Here is a 16,795-nt window from a genome sequence, read left to right as displayed (position 1 = left end):
GCTGTTGGTGAAGGGGCCTCATCGTGATGAGGTCACCCTCCCGCTGGGCCGGTGGCCCAGCGGGACATGCCCATGGAGCGGGCGGGCGAACACCTGCTAGGCGAAGAGCGGTGCGAAGCCTGTCGGCAGCTGCGAGCGCAGGTCCTTGATCTCACCCTCGGAGACGGAGTCCGAGAGCGTGGAGAACACTGCTTTGACCTGGGGAAGAGCTTCCTCGGTGCCGAGGCCCTGCTCGAGCTTGCCGGCCACCCGACGCAGGAACTCATCGACATCATCGAGCGTGTCTGTGCCGGCGTTGTCGGTCAGCGGAGCCTTGAGCTCCTCCGGCAGCTGCGCGGCAAGGTTGCTCGCTTCGCCGCCCTTGAGCCGCTTGCCGAGGTCCTCCAGCACCACGTTCACCAGCTGGCTGGCCTGATCGCGATCCGAGGGACCGCCCTTCTCGGCGACGGTCTTCAGAAATTCGTCGTGGCGCATATGTTGCTCCTTCACGTGCTGGGGCCAGCGGGCCTTGCGCGGAAACGACAACGTCCGCTCTCACGTGCCTGCAGGGTTCACACTTGCGCAGGCGGGCCCGACTGACCGGTGCCTCCACGGTAAACATGGGACCCCGGGCCCTGTCGAACCACAGGTCTCAGCCGTGGTCACACCTGTGACTCATCCATGGCGCCGCCCAGATGATCCACGTCTCGACGCGGACGCAGCGGCCTACTCGCCCCGCGCGATGCGCCAGGCGGCACGGACCAGAGGCACCTGCAGCGGAAGCCGCGCCAGGGCGATGTTCCGCGCGCTCGGCCGGTGCCAGTACCTCCGCACCGAATAGATGTTCGCGGGGTAGACGGCGAGCATCAGTGCCGCGGTGCAGACTCCGCCCACCCGGCGGGTCGCCGGGACGGCCAGCAGGGCCGCGCAGCCGAGCTCGGCGACACCGCTGGCGTAGGTGATGCGGCGGCGATTCCCCAGCTGCGGCGGCACGATGGCGTCGAAGGGTTCCGGCCGCAGGAAGTGCATGACCCCGGCGACGCCGAGGAGCCCGGCCATCGATGCTGCGCGCTGCGTGCTGTTCATGGGTCCTCCGAGGGGTGGGATGTCGGGGTGAGAGACTGACCTGATGGCGATCCTGAAAGTGACTCGAGGTCTGTGGGGATCCTCTCATCCCGGACCGACCGTCGTGGTGACGACCCTGACTGCTGCCCTCGCGGTCTCGGCCGGACTCGGTGTCGAGCGCATCCTGTTGCTCGCGCTCGCGGTCTTCCTCGGCCAGCTCTCGGTGGGCATCTCCAATGACGCCTTCGACGCCGAACGGGATCGCGCCGTCGGGCGCAGCGACAAGCCCATCGCGCGCGGAGACCTCAGCGTCCGCGCCGCCTGGGCGGGTGCGATCAGCTGCCTGACGCTGGCGCTGCTGCTCTCCGCGCCGCTGGGGCTCGGGCTGCTCGGCGCCCACCTGGTCTTCCTCGCCGCCTCCTGGGCCTATAACGCCGGGCTGAAGGCCACAGTGTTCTCACTGGCCCCGTTCCTGCTCGCCTTCGGGCTGTTCCCCTCCTTCTCGACCCTCGCGTCCCCGGCCTCGGCGTTCGCCGCACCCTGGGCCTGGTTCGCCGGCGCCGCACTGGGTGCCGCCATCCATCTGACCAACGTGCTCCCAGACCTCGACGACGACGCCCGCACCGGCATCACCGGCCTCCCGCACCGGCTCGGTGCCCGGCCCTCGGCGGGGTTGGCCGCGGCGGCGGTGCTCGCCGGCGGGGTCGCCGTGACCGCAGGCTCCGCCGGGTGGCAGCTGGACCAGGTCCCGGTGATCTCCTGGGTGTTCCTCCTCCTGGTCAGCGCGGTGGCGCTGCTGGCGCTGGGCCTGGCGGCGCGGGCCCGCTCCGGACGGGTGCTCTTCCGGCTGGTGATGCTGGCAGCGCTGCTGCTCGCGGCCCAGCTGGTGGTGGCGGGAGGATCCCTGGCCGGCTGAGATGCCGCTGGTACTCGGCTTGCGGCGCACTGAAGGCGGCCGGCTGAGGCTCAGGCCTCGGCGTCGAATCCCATGGCATAGGCGTGGGCGAAGGCCCGGCCGGCGCCTGGGCCCAGCATCAGCCGCACGCCGCCCCGGCGCGCGGAGTCCGCCGTCGGTGTGAGCGGCCGGCCGAGCCGGGTGTTCAGCGCCGCCAGCTGGGCCGCCCGGCGGGCCGAGCGCAGCCGGGCGCGTTCCCAGCGCCGCAGCTCCGACTCCGGCGCGGCGCCGGTGCGGACCCAGGCGGTGAGCAGCGGGGCCAGGGTGGCGGCATCGAGCAGGCCCAGGTTCATCCCCTGGCCACCGATCGGGCTGACCTCATGGGCGGCGTCGCCGATGACCAGAAGCCGGTGATCGCGCAGCGCCGGCGCGACGAATCGACGCACCCCGAAGCCGCTGACCTGCCCGGTGAGCGGCTGACCGTGGGCGGCCAGCGTGCGTTCCATCCGGTCACGCTGCGCAGCCGGGTCACGAGATGTGGGGTCCGCAGAGCTGGGGTCCTGGGAGGTGCCGAGGGAGTCCCAGGCGACGAACCGGCGTCGTCCCTGCGGCAGCGGGAAGGACTCCAGCACTCCGGCGGGCTCGAGGTGGACGACGGCGGTGCGCGCGTCCTGCTGCTCGAACGCCTGCTCATCAGACACGTCAGCGTCGGTCATCAGGTACCGGTCCGGGTAGGTGTGCGCGAGCGTAGACCGGTAGACCAGCTCCCGGGAGCGCGGACCCCCGGCGAGAACCACCAGCGGTGCCTGACGGGGCCCGGCGCCTGTGTCGACCTCCACGTGTTCAGGCCCTGGGCGCAGCGCGCCGACGCTGACCCCGCGCTGCGGGACCGGGGCAGCCTCGGAGAACACCGCCTCGGTGCCGGACTGGGGGAGGGTGGCGACGAAGGGGAACCGGGCGGGGAGTCGATCAAAGCGCACTTCGCCGAGCACCCGCCCCTGCGCGCGGGCCTCCCCACGGGTCACCCGGACTGCCTGATCAAGCAGCCCTGCGGTCAGCCCGGAGCCCTCCAGAGCGGCGAGCACCGGGGCGTGGACTCCGATGGCGCGGCTGTCACCGCTGCCGTGACCGCGCTGTTCCAGGATCTCCACATCGATCCCGGCTCGGCGCAGCAGGCCACCCATCAGCAGCCCCACCGGGCCGGCGCCGATCACGATCACCTCAGCCAAGGCCGGGCGCTTCCGCGATCAGCCGGAACGGCGACGGAGAGCTCACGGTCCAACCGGAGCCCAGGGCGGCGGAGAGCTCCTCGTGCCGGTAGCTGCGCCGGATCGAGCGCAGCCCATCGGTGCGCAGAAAGGTGCCAGGCGCGAGCGGGGTGATCCCGACGGCGTAGAGGCTGTAGGCGAGCCGGCCGCGGGCGATGTCGCCATGCAGCACGGTGCCGGTGGAGAGCCGCCGCGAGGCGCCGGTGAAGTCGAGCAGGCCAGGCGAGTCAAGGTGGTGGAGCACATGGTTGGACAGGACGACGTCGAAGCTCTCGCCCTGGTCCAGCAGCGCGTCTGCGTCGGCGCACAGGAATCTCACCCGGGGCGGCTGCGGCGGGGTGTCGGAACCGAGCTTCTCCGTGCGCTGGTTCTGGATCCGCTGTTCCTGGGCGTTCTGGGCCGCCTCATGGGCGCGCGGATCAGGATCCGCCCCGGTCCACTGCGCCTCCAGGCCGTCTCGGGCTGCCAGCTGCGCGAGCCGGGTGACGACGTCTCCGCCGCCGGAGCCCAGGTCGAGCACCCGTGCCGGTCTGTCCAGGCTGAGCAGCGTCGGGCGCAGCCGGGTGCGGTAGACCTGGTTCCAGCCCGAGATCAGCCGGTTGATCAGGTGGAATCGTCGCAGGGTCGCGTCGAGGCGGACAGGGTCACAGTCGGGATCATCCATGAGCTCGCGCAGCTGCGCGTCGCGGACGGAGAGGTTGACCCGGCTCATCGGGTCACCGGGTCTTGCACAGCAGGGCGGATTCCACGGTGAGCCCGGGCCCGAAGGCCAGTGCGGCGATGCGGCCGCTGACCGTGGGGTCGGCGAGGAGCTGGCGCAGGATGAACAGGATGGTCGCACTGGACATGTTGCCGTGGTCGCGCAGCACCGCGCGGGAAGCATCGAGGGCTGTGGCCTCAAGCTCCAACCCGGCCTCCACCCGGTCCAGGACGCTGCGGCCTCCCGGGTGGACGGCCCAGCGGGCGGGGGCCCCCTCCTCACCGAGGAAACGGTCGACGGCGGCGCGGATCTCACGGCCGATGATCCTCGGGACCTCGGCGGAGAGTCGCATGTTGAACCCGTGATCCCCGATCGTCCAGACCATGTCGGACTCGCCCTCGCTGGTCAGCGCGGTGGCGAACCGTTCCAGCACGATTCCGCCGGGGGTGCCGAGGCGTTCGTCGGCGGTGACCACTGCGGCAGCGGCGCCGTCGGCGAAGACCGAGGCCGCGACGATCTGCTCGGAGTCCGCGGTGTCGCGGATGTGCAGCGAGCACAGCTCCACGCAGACGACCAGCACCGCGGCCTCGGGCTGCGCGGCGGTGATCTGAGACGCCGTGCGCAGCGCCGGAAGGGCGGCGGCGCAGCCCATGAATCCCAGGTGACTGCGTTCCACGGTCTCGGGCAGGCCGAGGTCGCGGATCAGCCGGAAATCCAGGCCCGGAGCGAAGAATCCGGTGCAGGAGACGGTGACGACGTGAGTGATCTGGCTGGGGGTGAGCGCCGCCTCCGACAGGGCGGAGCGCGCGGCGTCGGCGGCCAGGTCTGGGGCGGTCCGTCGGTAGAGCTCATTGCGAATCCCTGTGGTGGGGGAGAGCAGTCTGGAATCCTCGCCGACGAAGACCCCGTCCGGGGTGCCGCCCAGCCCGGTGAGCACCGAGTGGCGGGTCTCGATGCCGGCGGCGTCGAAGGCTGCCCCGATGAGCCGGCGGGTCAGCCGGCTGGCGTCGGGCTGATCAGCGAAGAAGGCGCGCAGGTCTCCCTGGGGCACAGAGGTCGCCGGCAGTGCCGTGCCGATGGAGATGATGCGCGCGGGCATGTCACCACTAAACCATGACGACGAGCCTCTCCGCCGCCGAGGTCGCGCCGAACGCCATGAAAGCAAGAAAAGGCTTGCCGAAGAGAGATGCCTGGTATTTGATAAACCCGTGACACGAGACTCGGTGCAACCCGCGCGGGACGCCACGATCGACATCGCTAAGGCGCTGGCGATAATCCTGATTGTCCTGGGCCATGTATGGCGAGCCCTGGAGCCGGCGGAGCTGGTGGAGGACCCCCTTCTGACACAGGTCGATTCCGTCATCTACATGTCTCACCTGTCGGTCTTCGCGTTCCTGGCGGGACTCTTCGTCGCCTCGGGGATGCGCCGGGATGGCGCCTGGCACTACGCCCGGGCGCGCTCGGTGACCTTCCTCTGGCTCTATATGCTCTGGTCCACGCTGCAGCTGCTGCTGAAGATCGGCATGGGCTCGGCCGTGAACGACCCGGTGCATCCGGTCGAGCTGCTCATGATCTGGGAGCCGAAGGAGCAGTTCTGGTTCTTCGGCTGGATCACGGTGATGATGCTGCTCGCCGCGGTCGCGAAGCCCTGGCGCAGCCAGCGGGCGGCCGTCGTGACCCTGGGCCTGGCAGCGCTCGGTTCTGCCGTGGTGTGGGGCCTGAACTGGAGGATCCTCGGCGGCGAGGGGCTGGCGCTGACGGTCTTCTTCTTCCTCGGCGTGGTGCTCACCGGGAAGCGCCTGCTCAGCTGGGTGCAGCGGTTCGGGGTCGGCTGGGCGGGCGGCGTCGTGATCGGCGCCGGGGCAGTGTGGGTGGTCCTCGGCTACACGCTGCTGGCCACCCCGCCCACCGCCTATGGCGACATCCGCACGGCGCCCAGCGTGGCACTCGGGTTCATCGGTTCGAGCGCCGGCGTGCTCGCCATCCTGGCAGTGGCGCTGCTGTTGGCACGGATGGGCCACCGGGCCCGGTGGCTCGCCCGCATCGGGGAGCTGTCGTTGGTGATCTTCGTGGCGCACATCTTCTTCACCGCCAGTACACGCATCGTGCTCGGCATGCTCGGCGTGGAGGCCCTCGCGGTGCACGTGGCCCTGCCGACCCTGGGCGGGGTGATCGGACCGTTGATGATCTACGCGGTGGCGCAGCGGCTGGGGCAGGACTGGCTGTTCGAAGCCCCGGAGTGGCTGCGCCAGCTCACCGGAGCCGTGCCGAGCCGCAGCGCGGGTGCCGCCCGTTCAGAGGCTGGCCGACCAGAGGCTGGCCGGCCCGGCGCTCCCGAGCTCGGCGGACCTACGCCTGACGCTGCCCGCCCTGATGCTCCTCACCGTGCTGCTCCGCGACCTGAGGTTCCTCAAACGCGGCAGGACCCATCCCGGTGACGTAGGCGGCCTGGGCGATATGCGCCACCGCGTCCAGCGAGAGGCTGATCAGCCGTGCCCCCCGCGTCACGGGCGGGTGCCACTGGGTGTCGATGACCTCCTCGAGATCGGCCTCGCCCAGGGAGTCCAGATAGGACAGCTGTGCCTCGACGACGGCGCGCAGATGCTCCAGCAGCAGGTCCGGGTCGCTGACCCGGACCCGCCGCGCGTGGGTGCCGGTATGGCCGAACCCCATGTCGTGGGCACCGAGATCCAGGGCGAACCGCTCAGCGAAGCCCTGCACCGTCCAGACCGGTTCCTGCCCGGAGAGGCTGGCAAGCTGCTCGTCGATCTCTCGGGCTGAATGCCAGAGCAGCCAGGCGATGGAGTTGTGATGATGCGGGTGTGCATTGAGCAGCTCTGATGTCAGCGCTGGGCGCAGCGCGTGGACCTCTTCGAGCGGGCGACGCGCGATGTCTTTGAGAATCTCGATGCTGCTCATGGCTCTCCTGAACCTCTCGGCGCCCGGGTGGTGCCTGTCTGCGGGTCAGCCGCGCCGGGACGCGATCGCTTCCCGGCGCCCTGGCCGGGCGTCTCCTGCCGGTGTTCGTGCTCGCTCATGTTCCGGGCCGGTCGCCCAGTGAGTTGATGGCGGTCGCGATGACCTTTGGGTGGGTGAGCATCGGCAGATGGCCCGCACGCACCTCGAAGGTCTCGGTCGGGTGGAGCCGAGCGGCGAAGCGGCGCTGCAGAGCACTCGGGATCTCGGCGTCGTCGGTGGTCACGACGTAGCCCCGTGAAGGAATGGCGAACAGGGCGGCCGGGTCCGCGGCGCGACTGGTGAAGTACTCGCGCGGCTCGGGTGAGAGGTCCGCAACGAGGCGTCGCGTGGTGGTCTCATCGAGGCCCGCGCCGAGGCCCTTCCGGATCGAGGACTCAGGTGGCCTGGTCCCGGCCACCCGCATCACCGCCGGCAGGATGAATCGCTGCGGGAACGGCAGCGAGGAGACGAAGGACGCTCCCGCCCGCGGGATGACGGCTGCGAGGCCAAGCACCCCGGTGATGCGTCCAGGTTCCGCGGAGCGGGCGAGCTCGGCGGCGACCACGCCGCCCGAGGAATGCACGATCAGCGTGAACCTCTCCGCCGGAGCCGCCTCCAGGGCTGCCCGGGCATAATCGCTCACAGTCTCACCGGTCGTCGGGCGCGGGGCGACGCGGGACGGTGCTTCCACGCGGGATCGCACATCGTCCCAGATCCAAGAGGGGAGTCCGGCGCCGGAGAGGAAGAGCAGGGGAGTGGCCATGGGATCGATGCTAGGAACAGACGCCGTGAAGCGGAAGGTTCAGCCGGCCGCGGCTCTCACCGAGTTCGTCGAACAGCTCAGGTCGATAGGCCGCCTGGAATGACGTAGATGCTGGCAGGATCACGATTCTGCCGGTCGCGTGATCTGAGTCGTCCTGCCTCGGGGATGTGGCCGGCCATTTGATCCTCGTTCACCGCCAGGTGACGTTCCGGCCACATCGGTGCGTGAGGGTCGGGGCAGACCTTACAAACACCGAAGGGAACCCCGTGCATCACCTCTCCGCGCCCCGAATGAACTCAGCCGTCTCACTCCTCGCGCTTGCCGCACTGACCCTCACTGCCTGCAGCGGCGACTCCGACGCCGCCGCGTCAGAGCCATCAGGGGAGGGTCAGGAGGCCTGCGGGACCGAGCCGCTGCGCTTCTCCGACACGGGAGTGGAGGGACTGGAGGTTCTCCAGGTGGAGTTCGAGGACTTCCGGGCCGCGTTGGAGGAAGCGACAGAGCTGGACATCGAGTTTCAACCGATGTCCTCCCGCACCGCCGCCGCCACCGCACTGGAATTCGATGACCTCGACGTGCTGCTGACTGGGCCCGCCGAGTACGTGGTGCTCAAGCACGACGCCGATGCTCTTCCCATCGTGGGTGTCACCCGGGAGAACTACCAGGCGGCGATCTTCACCCGCGCGGACTCCGACGTCGAATCGGTCGAGGACCTCGCCGGCGCCCAGATCATCACCAAGGAAGTCGGGTCCACCTCGGGTCACCTCGGCCCGCTGGAGATGCTCGACTCCGCCGGTCTCGACCCCACGGTCGGTGATGTCGATATCGTTCCCCTCTCAGACACCCAGCTGGAGGCCTTCGCAGGCGGCGACGGCGATGCGCTGGGCAGCGGCATCTCTGACTTTGAAGAGCTTCAGGACATGATGGGCGAGGACGAGGTCCGGATGCTTGAGGAAGGCCCGGATCTGCCCAACGACCTCTTCGTCGCCCGGACGGGTCTCGGCGAAGAGTGCGCCGACTATCTCAAGGCATCCCTGTTGGAGAACCAGGATGTGCTCCTGGAGGCCGTCGTGGGGACCGGGGAGAACGACAAATACATCGGCTCAGAGTTCGTCGACGCCCAAGACGGTGACTATGACCCTGTTCGCCGGTCCTTCGAGGCGGCCGGCTTCTCTGACTACTCGCAGCTGCCCGATGAGAACGAACCAGGTGACGCCGACGAAGACGACGGTGAGAACTGATGCCCGTGCGAGATGCCGCTGCTCGAACCCCTGTCCTTGAAGTCTCCAGACTCTCGAAGCGCTTTCCCAACGGCACACAGGCCCTCACCGACATCAACCTCCGGGTCAACGCAGGTGAGACGGTAGTTCTGCTGGGTGCCAATGGTTCAGGCAAGTCCACCCTGCAGAAGTGCCTGACGAAGCTGGTCGAGCCCAGTGATGGTTCGGTCAGGGTTCTCGACACCGAGATCACCACCGCGGGCACCCGTGAGATCACCGCACTGCGCCGCGAGGTGGGCGTCGTGTTCCAGCGGATCAACCTGGTGCGCGAACTCTCGGTGCTCACCAACGTCATCCACGGATCGCTGGGGCGCGTGGGCGGCATGCGGAACTGGTTCGCCATGAGTGCCCGGAAAGACCAACGTGATGAAGCCATGGAGTCACTGGATCGGGTGGGGCTGGCCGATGTGGCTCAGCGCCGAGCCGAGGAGCTGTCCGGGGGTCAGCAGCAGCGTGTCGCCATCGCCCGGATGTTGATGCAGCAGCCCCAGGTGGTTCTCGCAGATGAGCCGGTCGCGGCGCTGGACCCCCGAGCTGGGCGATCAGTGATGGATCTCCTCTGGGAGATCACCGAAGAACGAGGCCTGACCCTGCTCTGCACCTTGCACCAGCTGGAGCTTGCTCGCGCCTATGGTCACCGCGTGATCGCGCTTCGCGACGGGGCCGTGGAGATGGACACGGTCATGTCGGAGGTGGCCGATGAACAGCTTCAGGGCCTCTACACCACCGAAGACCGGGAGGAGTTCCCGTCCCGCGGGATCTTCGAGGGGGCTGCCTGATGATCCGCAGCAGCCCCGATTCGACCTTGCGGAAGCCTCGCACGTCGATCCACCAGGGACCCCCGGCGGCGCCCCCACGAACAAAGCCCCCGCGCTGGTCGACAAGCCTGATCGTGGTGCTCCTCGTGGCGCTGGCCGGCAATGGACTGGTGCGCATGGACATCTCGATAGAGCGCCTGTTCCGAGCGCCGGAGAACGTGTGGAGATTCCTCTCCGGGGCGTTCCCACCGAATGCGCAGCGATTTCCCAACTTCGCCGAGGCGATGCTCGAGACCATCGAGATCGCCCTGATCGGCACCATCATCGGTGTTGTTCTCAGCGTGCCCGCCGCACTGCTGGCCGCGCAGAACACCAGCCCCTGGCGGCCGTTGTCGCACGCGATGCGATTCGTGCTCACCTCGCTTCGGGCGGTGCCCGATCTCGTCTGGGCTCTGATCTTCGTCATGGCCGTCGGCCTCGGACCCCTGGCGGGAATCCTCGCGATCGCCGTGGACGTCCTCGGCTTCGCTGGACGATTCTTCGCCGAGCGGATCGAAGAGGTCGAGCGTGGACCCATCGATGCACTGCGCTCCACCGGCGCCAACGAGATCTCGATCGTGGTCGGTGCAGTGCTGCCAGCCTCGTTCGCCTCGTTCACCGCGACCAGCCTCTACTGCCTGGAGAAATCCATCCGCGGCGCAACCGTGCTGGGCATGGTCGGCGCCGGGGGCATCGGCGGCGAACTCACCACGGCGTTCAGCCTGCGCCAATTCGATACGGCCCTGGCAATCATCCTGATGATCCTCGTGGTGGTGCTGTTCGCCGAACAGCTCAGCGCGATGGTCCGGCGCAGAATGTTGGGAGCAGACCAGCTGACGCGTGCCGTGTGATCGAGGTTCCTGGGCCCGCGGCCCAGCTCGGTGAACGGACCGGCGTCGACGGTCAGCCCCGCGCTCCCGCGAGGATCTCCGCGAGCGCCACCAGGTGCTCGGCCTCGATCTCCGGGGTCCGGAAACAGCTCGGGTACGCAGCCCCGGTGCGGTTGATCCAGGCGGTGCGGAGTCCCGCGGCGGCGGCCCCGTGGATGTCCCAGGGGTGCACCGCGACGAGCATCAGTTCTTCCAGGGGTCGTCCGGTCTGCTGCGCGGCATACGCGTAGGCGTCCCGCGTGGGCTTCCACAACGGTGCGTCGGTGACGCTGAGGCACTGCGAGAAGAGCTCCCGCACGCCGCCGCGTGCAAGCAGAGTCTCCGCGATCGACGCCGAGCCGTTGCTCAGCGTGACCAGCTCCGCGGTCCGGCTCAGCGCGGTGACACCAGGAGTGACGTCGGGGTGCAGGTCGAAGTGCGTGAAGACCTCCAGAATGCGATCGACGTCCTCAGCGTGGTCTCGAGCTCCAGATGCCGCAGCCAGGTGGCGGCGCAGATTGTCCCGGGCGATCGCCACGAAGTCGGGATTCTCGCCGGTGGTGGTCAGCGCGAACCCATCGCGGAGCACCTCCGCGAACCACAGCGGGGCCCCAGCAGCAGGCATCCCTGATTCCTCGAATGCGCTCGCCAGGGGACGCATATCGGACAGCGTCTCGTTGACGTCGAAGAGCACCACAGGCGGCGGGGTAGTCATGGGACCCTTCCTACCACGGGCCGCGCTGTCCACGCCGGAAGTCAGCGCCGGATGATCCATCCCTGAACACTCGGACTCCCGGCTCCAGTACGCTCTCAAGAGTGACTGACCAGGAGCCGGCTCGCCTCAGGTCCGCGGCCCCAGAGGAACCCTCCGCGGCGGCGCAGTCTGGGCGCCGAGCAGCCGTGGCCAAAGCTGCGCTGTTGGTGCTGGCGCTGGGAGTCTTCACCGCCGCGGCTCTCCTGCTTCCGCTCCCGTCGGTGGAGGAGATCCGAAACCTGGTCGCCGGCACGGGCTGGTGGGGTCCGATCGGATTCGGAATCGCCTACGCCGCACTGACCCTGGCCCCAGTGCCGAAGAACGTGCTCTCCATCGGTGCCGGGGTGCTCTTCGGGTTCGGCCCGGGTCTGCTGATCGTCTACACCGCCGCGATGGCCGGAGCCTCCGCTGCGTTCTGGCTGGGCCGCCGGCTGGGCCGCGACGCGGTCGAGCGGTTCACCGGGACCCGGGTCGCAAGGTTCGAAGCCGTCCTGGACCGTCACGGGTTCGCCGCCGTCGTGGGGGTCCGGCTGGTCCCGGTGCTGCCCTTCACCGCGATCAACTACTCGGCCGGATTGACCTCCTTGGGCTGGTGGCCCTACCTTCTGGGCACCCTGATCGGGATCGTCCCCGGCACAGCCAGCTACCTGGCGCTGGGCGCCTTCGGCTTTGAAACGGGCTTCCAGGCCGAGCTGGCATTCGCGGTGCTCGGCGTCCTGACCCTGGCCGGGATCGCCTGCGCGGTGCGTCTCCGCGGGAGCAGCGGCAGAGCCGATGTTTGATGCGCTGCTCCGGTCCGCGCTCGCCCCGACTGCAGACGCTGCTGCCCGCGTGCTGGACGTGCCCTGGGTGACCCCGAACCGGCTCACCGGCCTCAACCTTGCCGCCGGCCTCATCAGCGCGGTGCTCGCGGCGACGCAGCAATGGATCCCGGCGCTGATCCTGTGGCTGCTCTGCCGAGTCGCCGACGGGCTGGACGGCCCGCTGGCCCGGCGCAGGGCCGGCGGGTCCTCCCCGGCTTCCGGGCAGGGCGGCTTCTGGGACATCTGCGCAGACTTCATCGTCTATGGCGCGACGGTGGTGGGCGTGGCCATCGGTGCGAGCGCGGCCTTCGACGCCCCGTGGCTGCCGTTCCTGCTGGTGCTCTTCGCCTACTACGTCAACGGGGGCGCCTTCCTCGCGTTCTCCTCCATCGCGGAGAAGGACGGCAGGCAGCTTGACGACGGCCGGTCGCTCTCCTTCATCGGTGGCCTGGCGGAGGGGGCCGAGACCGCGCTGGTGCACAGCCTGTGGCTGATCTTCCCCGTCGCGGCCGCCCCGATCGCGGCTGTGTGGGCGCTGCTGGTCGGCCTGAGTGCGGCGCACCGCGTGGTCGTCGGCTACCGGGCGCTGGGCTGAGACTCAGGGCCGCGGCGTCGTCGTCGGACCAGGGCAGCCAGCGCGCTGGTCGCCGTGCTGACCACGGGGGAGTCCAGTCCGTCGCGGGCATGGGCGATCGCGGCGTCCCAGAGCGCATCGTTGTAGGTCGGGTAGGCGTGGGTGATTCCCGCGAGCTGCCGGGTGCTCAGCTTCTGTGCGACCGCGAGGGTCAGCTCTCCCAGTGACTCACCTGCCCGGGGACCCACGAGGGTGCCGCCGAGGATTCGGCCGCGCCGGCCGATCACCAGTCGGGCGAATCCTTCTGGTGAGTCCTCGGTCAGCGCCCGGTCGGTGTGCTCCAGTGAGACCGTCGAGGTGGTCATGCCCGGGCCGGAGACAGCGGTGAGGCCCACGGCGGCGACCTCCGGGGAGGTGTAGGTGATCCGCGGGACCGTGCGGCTGACTCGGCGCCGCAGGCCGAGGACCGCATTGGAGGCGGCGGTGCTGGCGTGGACCGCTGCCAGGTGGGTGAACTTCGGGTGCGGGGTGACATCCCCGGCGGCCCAGATGGAGCGGTTCGAGGTGCGCATCGTGTCGTCCACGAGCACGTGTCCGGCCTCGTCACATTCCACCCCGAGCTGCTCCAGACCCAGGCCTGCGCTCCGCGGGGTCCGCCCGGTGGCGACCAGGACGACGTCGGCCTCCAGCCGCCGGCCTGCCGAGGTGGTGACCATGTGTCCGTCCGCACCGTCGGCCCCTTCGGCTTCGTCAGATCGACGGTGGACGCGGGCGGGCTCCTCATTGACAAGCACGGTGGCGCCATCGCGTTCCAGGCTCGCCTGCACCAGGGCGGCGGCGTCGGGGTCCTCCTTGGGGAGCAGTCCCGAACGGGCCAGCACCGTCACGTCTGAGCCGAGCCGCGCGAAGGCCTGGCCCAGCTCACAGGCGATCGGGCCGCCGCCGATCACCACCAGACGCGGCGGCAGCTGCGTCAGCTCCCAGATCGTGTCGGAGGTGACGTGCCCGGCGTCCTTCAAACCTGGGATCTCGGGCACCGAAGGGAAGCTGCCGGTGACGATGAGGGCCTGACGGAAGCGGATCCGCTCGCCCGCGCCCCCGGACACCCCAGAGATCTGGGCAACCCCGGGGGCGGTGAACCGGGCGATTCCATGCAGCACCGTCACCCCAGCGGCTTCCAGGGTCTCCGCCGAATCGTCGGGTTCGATCGTGCTGATGGTCGCGCGGATCCGCTTCCTGACCTGGGTGAAATCGGGCTCGGTGTCGGCGGCCTCGCGGACCAGGGAGGCGTGGGCGGCCGCCGAGAGGATGGTCTTCGAAGGCACGCATCCGGTCCAGAGACAGTCGCCGCCGGTGCGGTGCTGCTCGACCAGGACGGTGCGTGCACCCAGGCGCGCTACCGTCTTAGCCCCCACGATCCCCGCCGTGCCCCCGCCGATGACCAGCAGATCGATCAGACCATCCACGGTGAACTCCTTCAACGGCGGCGAGAGGGGTCGGCGTCAGCGTCAGCGCATACCCTGGGAGGTGCTGTGCATAGCGTACGCGGGAGAGGAGCCGGGCCTTGCAGAAGGACAGCGCCGAGAGATACACCCGCGAGAAGTACACGGCCTTCGCCCCGTTCTACGATCTGCTCTCCGCCGAGCAACCCGTCTACGGCGCCGGACGACGACGGCTCATCGAGTCACTCGCACTGCGCGAGGGAGACCAGGTTCTCGACCTCGGGTGCGGCACCGGCCTGAACTTCGGGCCGCTGCAGAACCGGGTGGGCCTGCGCGGGGTCATCGTGGGCATCGATCGCAGCGCCCAGATGCTCGTCCAGGCCAGGAAGCGGGCGCAGCGTCACGGCTGGGACAACGTGATCCTGATCCAGGCCGACGCCACCACCATGGTCGCCGCCGAGGTCTCAGAGGAGATGACGCAGGCTGGTGGGAGCGGGCTCTCACGCGTCGGGCTGGCGACGTACTCGCTGTCTCTGATGGACCCGTGGGTGCGAGCCTGGGGAAACATGTGGCAGCTGACGGAGCCCGAGGCGGAGCTGGGGGTGCTGGACATGCAGCGGCCCAGCGGAGTCAGCGCGCTGCTGAGCCCGCTGGCCAGGGCTGCGTGCCGACTGGGCGGGGCGGATATCGAGGCGCACCCGTGGGCCGCGGTGGAACGTGACTGCGCAGACCTCCGGTCCGCTTCGGCGCGCGGCGGCCACCTGCAGGTCCGCGTGGGGGTCAAGCCCGCGGGTCGACGATGATCTTGACGTGCTGCTCGTTGTTGTTGATCAGCTGCTCAAACCCCTCGGAGACCAGCCCGTCGAGGCCGATCCTGCCGGTGATGAACGGACCGAGGTCGATCTTGCCGTCCTCGACGAGTTCGATCACGCGTCGGTGATCGTTGGCGTAGCCGATGGTGCCCAGCAGGGCGATCTCCTTGAGCACCAGCTTCGGCATGTCGACGGCGGGCTTGTGCCCCCAGATGGAGACGTTGACGATGACTCCGGCGGGACGCACCGCATCGAGGAGCATGTCCAGGACCACCGGGACCGAGGAGCATTCGAAGCCGACGTCGGCTCCACGGCCGTCGGTGCGGCGGCGCACCTCCGCTGCCACGTCGACTTCGCGGGGATCGAAGACCTCGTCGGCGACGCCGGTCTCCCGGGCCTTGGCCTTGCGGGCCTCGGAGAGCTCGGAGATGAAGACGGTGAGGCCTTCCGCCTTCAGCACCGCGGCGGTGAGCAGACCGATCGGGCCTGCGCCGCCGACCACCGCGACGCCACCGGCCTTGCCGCCGGATCGGACGAAGGCGTGGTGGCCTACCGCGAGAGGTTCGATCAGTGCGGCGTGATCGAGGGCGACGTGATCCGCGATCGGGTGGACCCAGCGGCGTTCGACCACGATCTTCTCGCTGAGCCCGCCCCCGCGACCGCCGAGGCCGATGAAGTTCATGTCCGGGGAGAGCTGATAATCGACCCCGGGCTTGACCTCCACGTCCTCGCGGATGATGTAGGGCTCGACCACCACTTTCTGGCCGGACGTGAGGTCGCTGACGTCGTCGGCGACTGCCGTGACGGTCCCGGAGAACTCGTGTCCGAGAGTGACCGGTGCGGACTCACCGGAGATGGGGTGCGGGTGTCCGTGGGCCGGGACGAAGATCGGGCCTTCGAGGTATTCGTGGAGGTCGGTGCCGCAGATGCCGCACCAGGCGACGTCGATGGCCACGTGTCCCGGCTTCAGCTGAGGTTCGTCGATCTCTTCGATGCGGATGTCTTTGCGATCGTAGTAACGAGCTGCGCGCATGATGGCAATCTCCTGGTAGCTGGTTCGAGCAGGTAGAGACGTTCGCAGACTACTCCTGGCACCGGGACAAAGCACGGGGTCTCAGTCAGCCGGATGAAAGGTCACCGACAGTGGTGGCCACCCGGCTTGGTCCGCGTCCCCGCCCTGTCATCACCGGTGCAGGCGCGACGGCCCGCTCAGCTCTGGGTGTAGGCCTGAACCGCTGCGAGGGCCAGACGACGGCCACCCTCGATCGGCGACCGAGGGTGGCCGCGCAGGAACGCGGTCAAGGTCCCGTCGTAGGCCAGGAGCACTCCTTCGGCAAGATCCTTGGCTCGATCACCTGCCAGGGGGCGGGAGAGGTGAAGCAGCCGTGTGCGCAACAAGGCTGTGTCCGCGTCCAGGACGTCCCTGATCTCTCCGGCTTCCGGCATCAGCTCAGTGGCGGCTGCGAGGAACGCGCACCAGCGTGATGGGTGCTGCCGGTCCTCCCTGTAGGCGGCCAAGGCGTCGAAGACGGCCAGCAGCCGCTCGGTGTCATTGTTCGCGGAGATCACCTGCTCGTCCCAGCTGCTCCGCCAGTCAGCGAAACGGATCCGCAGGGCCTCCGCGGTCAACGCGTCCTTGCTGCCGAAGTGTGAGTACAAGGTGGCTGGAGACGCGCGCGCCCGACGGAGGATCTCGTCCACGGGCGTGGCGCGGATGCCGTCTTCGAAGAGTATGTGGTCAGCAGCCTGGAGCAGCCGCGTGCGCGCTGGGACCTGCTGGGCGGTGCTCATCATGTCATTCTAGTCAGAGTTAACCGACATATCGTTGTACATATA

19 protein-coding genes are annotated in these 16,795 nt (G+C 69.1%); 8 read left to right on the top strand and 11 right to left on the bottom strand.

Annotated features, from left to right (window positions below; translation table 11 throughout):
* Positions 1 to 96: 96 nt before the first annotated feature.
* Together LTH93_RS08855 and LTH93_RS08850 are read right to left on the bottom strand one after the other, a co-directional pair.
* Complete coding sequence (locus LTH93_RS08855) at positions 97 to 474, bottom strand: DUF2267 domain-containing protein (protein WP_241470737.1); 378 nt, start codon at positions 472 to 474, stop codon at positions 97 to 99.
* A 231-nt stretch (positions 475 to 705) separates the two neighbouring features.
* On the bottom strand, positions 706 to 1,065 hold the full coding sequence (locus LTH93_RS08850) for a DoxX family protein (protein ID WP_241470736.1): 360 nt from the start codon (positions 1,063 to 1,065) through the stop codon (positions 706 to 708).
* Positions 1,066 to 1,108: 43 nt separating this feature from the next.
* On the opposite strand from LTH93_RS08850, the gene LTH93_RS08845 reads away from it, so the two are divergent.
* Positions 1,109 to 1,960 (top strand): UbiA family prenyltransferase, encoded by an 852-nt coding sequence (locus LTH93_RS08845; protein ID WP_241470735.1) that lies wholly within the window; start codon positions 1,109 to 1,111, stop codon positions 1,958 to 1,960.
* Positions 1,961 to 2,010: 50 nt separating this feature from the next.
* On the opposite strand, the gene LTH93_RS08840 is transcribed toward LTH93_RS08845, so the two are convergent.
* Genes LTH93_RS08840 through LTH93_RS08830 form a run of 3 tightly spaced genes read right to left on the bottom strand, consistent with a single transcriptional unit; the run spans position 2,011 to position 5,006 of the window.
* Positions 2,011 to 3,159, bottom strand: coding sequence for an FAD-dependent oxidoreductase (locus LTH93_RS08840; RefSeq protein WP_241470909.1), 1,149 nt, complete (start codon positions 3,157 to 3,159; stop codon positions 2,011 to 2,013).
* Position 3,160: 1 nt separating this feature from the next.
* On the bottom strand, positions 3,161 to 3,919 hold the full coding sequence (locus tag LTH93_RS08835) for a methyltransferase domain-containing protein (RefSeq protein ID WP_241470734.1): 759 nt from the start codon (positions 3,917 to 3,919) through the stop codon (positions 3,161 to 3,163).
* A 4-nt stretch (positions 3,920 to 3,923) separates the two neighbouring features.
* Complete coding sequence (locus LTH93_RS08830; protein WP_241470733.1) at positions 3,924 to 5,006, bottom strand: type III polyketide synthase; 1,083 nt, start codon at positions 5,004 to 5,006, stop codon at positions 3,924 to 3,926.
* Between the two features lie 109 nt (positions 5,007 to 5,115).
* Between LTH93_RS08830 and LTH93_RS08825 the strand changes: the two genes are divergently transcribed.
* Positions 5,116 to 6,345 (top strand): acyltransferase family protein, encoded by a 1,230-nt coding sequence (locus LTH93_RS08825; protein ID WP_241470732.1) that lies wholly within the window; start codon positions 5,116 to 5,118, stop codon positions 6,343 to 6,345.
* Here LTH93_RS08825 and LTH93_RS08820 read toward each other — a convergent pair.
* Both LTH93_RS08820 and LTH93_RS08815 read right to left on the bottom strand, forming a co-directional pair.
* Positions 6,257 to 6,826 carry a mycothiol transferase gene (locus tag LTH93_RS08820; protein ID WP_241470731.1) on the bottom strand — a complete coding sequence of 190 codons (570 nt, stop codon included), beginning with the start codon at positions 6,824 to 6,826 and terminating at the stop codon, positions 6,257 to 6,259. The two genes, LTH93_RS08825 and LTH93_RS08820, sit on opposite strands and share 89 nt — an antisense overlap.
* 115 nt (positions 6,827 to 6,941) lie before the next feature.
* Entirely contained in the window at positions 6,942 to 7,628 is a 687-nt protein-coding gene (locus LTH93_RS08815) for an alpha/beta fold hydrolase (protein ID WP_241470730.1), read from the bottom strand.
* Positions 7,629 to 7,918: 290 nt separating this feature from the next.
* Here LTH93_RS08815 and LTH93_RS08810 point away from each other — a divergent pair, with 290 nt between their 5' ends.
* The 3 genes from LTH93_RS08810 to phnE are packed head-to-tail and all read left to right on the top strand — an operon-like array spanning position 7,919 to position 10,556.
* Positions 7,919 to 8,869 (top strand): PhnD/SsuA/transferrin family substrate-binding protein, encoded by a 951-nt coding sequence (locus tag LTH93_RS08810; RefSeq protein ID WP_241470729.1) that lies wholly within the window; start codon positions 7,919 to 7,921, stop codon positions 8,867 to 8,869.
* Entirely contained in the window at positions 8,869 to 9,687 is an 819-nt protein-coding gene (gene phnC / locus LTH93_RS08805) for a phosphonate ABC transporter ATP-binding protein (protein WP_241470728.1), read from the top strand. The genes LTH93_RS08810 and phnC overlap by 1 nt, the downstream gene beginning before the upstream one ends.
* Positions 9,687 to 10,556, top strand: coding sequence for a phosphonate ABC transporter, permease protein PhnE (phnE, locus tag LTH93_RS08800; protein WP_255727455.1), 870 nt, complete (start codon positions 9,687 to 9,689; stop codon positions 10,554 to 10,556). The genes phnC and phnE overlap by 1 nt, the downstream gene beginning before the upstream one ends.
* A 52-nt stretch (positions 10,557 to 10,608) precedes the next feature.
* Here phnE and LTH93_RS08795 read toward each other — a convergent pair whose 3' ends face one another.
* Positions 10,609 to 11,289: a haloacid dehalogenase type II gene (locus LTH93_RS08795; RefSeq protein ID WP_241470726.1), complete on the bottom strand. Its 681-nt coding sequence runs from the start codon at positions 11,287 to 11,289 to the stop codon at positions 10,609 to 10,611.
* A 101-nt stretch (positions 11,290 to 11,390) separates the two neighbouring features.
* On the opposite strand from LTH93_RS08795, the gene LTH93_RS08790 reads away from it, so the two are divergent.
* Positions 11,391 to 12,110, top strand: a complete 720-nt coding sequence (locus LTH93_RS08790; RefSeq protein WP_241470725.1) for a TVP38/TMEM64 family protein — start codon at positions 11,391 to 11,393, stop codon at positions 12,108 to 12,110.
* Positions 12,103 to 12,726, top strand: a complete 624-nt coding sequence (locus tag LTH93_RS08785) for a CDP-alcohol phosphatidyltransferase family protein (protein WP_241470724.1) — start codon at positions 12,103 to 12,105, stop codon at positions 12,724 to 12,726. The genes LTH93_RS08790 and LTH93_RS08785 overlap by 8 nt, the downstream gene beginning before the upstream one ends.
* Here LTH93_RS08785 and LTH93_RS08780 read toward each other — a convergent pair.
* Positions 12,708 to 14,171 (bottom strand): dihydrolipoyl dehydrogenase family protein, encoded by a 1,464-nt coding sequence (locus tag LTH93_RS08780; protein ID WP_241470723.1) that lies wholly within the window; start codon positions 14,169 to 14,171, stop codon positions 12,708 to 12,710. The two genes, LTH93_RS08785 and LTH93_RS08780, sit on opposite strands and share 19 nt — an antisense overlap.
* A 98-nt stretch (positions 14,172 to 14,269) precedes the next feature.
* Here LTH93_RS08780 and LTH93_RS08775 point away from each other — a divergent pair, with 98 nt between their 5' ends.
* A complete protein-coding gene (locus LTH93_RS08775) occupies positions 14,270 to 14,950 on the top strand; it encodes a class I SAM-dependent methyltransferase (RefSeq protein ID WP_241470722.1) in 681 nt (226 codons plus the stop codon).
* Here LTH93_RS08775 and LTH93_RS08770 read toward each other — a convergent pair.
* Positions 14,928 to 15,992 carry a 2,3-butanediol dehydrogenase gene (locus LTH93_RS08770; RefSeq protein WP_241465839.1) on the bottom strand — a complete coding sequence of 355 codons (1,065 nt, stop codon included), beginning with the start codon at positions 15,990 to 15,992 and terminating at the stop codon, positions 14,928 to 14,930. The genes LTH93_RS08775 and LTH93_RS08770 overlap by 23 nt on opposite strands.
* A 176-nt stretch (positions 15,993 to 16,168) precedes the next feature.
* Entirely contained in the window at positions 16,169 to 16,750 is a 582-nt protein-coding gene (locus LTH93_RS08765; RefSeq protein WP_241470721.1) for a TetR/AcrR family transcriptional regulator, read from the bottom strand.
* Positions 16,751 to 16,795 lie beyond the last annotated feature (45 nt).

This window comes from Nesterenkonia sp. DZ6 (assembly GCF_022565835.1).
Taxonomy (GTDB): Bacteria; Actinomycetota; Actinomycetes; order Actinomycetales; family Micrococcaceae; genus Nesterenkonia.
The sequence above is the reverse complement of the archived record's forward strand: the minus strand, read 5'-3'. Positions and strand labels throughout refer to the sequence as shown.

What these genes read in the sequence shown, in the direction of transcription:
- phnC (WP_241470728.1), top strand. Translation starts at nt 8,869, where the DNA reads ATGCCCGTGCGAGATGCCGCTGCTCGAACCCCTGTCCTTGAAGTCTCC.
- phnE (WP_255727455.1), top strand. Translation starts at nt 9,687, where the DNA reads ATGATCCGCAGCAGCCCCGATTCGACCTTGCGGAAGCCTCGCACGTCG.
- LTH93_RS08835 (WP_241470734.1), bottom strand. Translation starts at nt 3,919, where the DNA reads ATGAGCCGGGTCAACCTCTCCGTCCGCGACGCGCAGCTGCGCGAGCTC.
- LTH93_RS08785 (WP_241470724.1), top strand. Translation starts at nt 12,103, where the DNA reads ATGTTTGATGCGCTGCTCCGGTCCGCGCTCGCCCCGACTGCAGACGCT.
- LTH93_RS08830 (WP_241470733.1), bottom strand. Translation starts at nt 5,006, where the DNA reads ATGCCCGCGCGCATCATCTCCATCGGCACGGCACTGCCGGCGACCTCT.
- LTH93_RS08765 (WP_241470721.1), bottom strand. Translation starts at nt 16,750, where the DNA reads ATGAGCACCGCCCAGCAGGTCCCAGCGCGCACGCGGCTGCTCCAGGCT.
- LTH93_RS08810 (WP_241470729.1), top strand. Translation starts at nt 7,919, where the DNA reads ATGAACTCAGCCGTCTCACTCCTCGCGCTTGCCGCACTGACCCTCACT.
- LTH93_RS08850 (WP_241470736.1), bottom strand. Translation starts at nt 1,065, where the DNA reads ATGAACAGCACGCAGCGCGCAGCATCGATGGCCGGGCTCCTCGGCGTC.
- LTH93_RS08820 (WP_241470731.1), bottom strand. Translation starts at nt 6,826, where the DNA reads ATGAGCAGCATCGAGATTCTCAAAGACATCGCGCGTCGCCCGCTCGAA.
- LTH93_RS08795 (WP_241470726.1), bottom strand. Translation starts at nt 11,289, where the DNA reads ATGACTACCCCGCCGCCTGTGGTGCTCTTCGACGTCAACGAGACGCTG.
- LTH93_RS08845 (WP_241470735.1), top strand. Translation starts at nt 1,109, where the DNA reads ATGGCGATCCTGAAAGTGACTCGAGGTCTGTGGGGATCCTCTCATCCC.
- LTH93_RS08770 (WP_241465839.1), bottom strand. Translation starts at nt 15,992, where the DNA reads ATGCGCGCAGCTCGTTACTACGATCGCAAAGACATCCGCATCGAAGAG.
- LTH93_RS08855 (WP_241470737.1), bottom strand. Translation starts at nt 474, where the DNA reads ATGCGCCACGACGAATTTCTGAAGACCGTCGCCGAGAAGGGCGGTCCC.
- LTH93_RS08815 (WP_241470730.1), bottom strand. Translation starts at nt 7,628, where the DNA reads ATGGCCACTCCCCTGCTCTTCCTCTCCGGCGCCGGACTCCCCTCTTGG.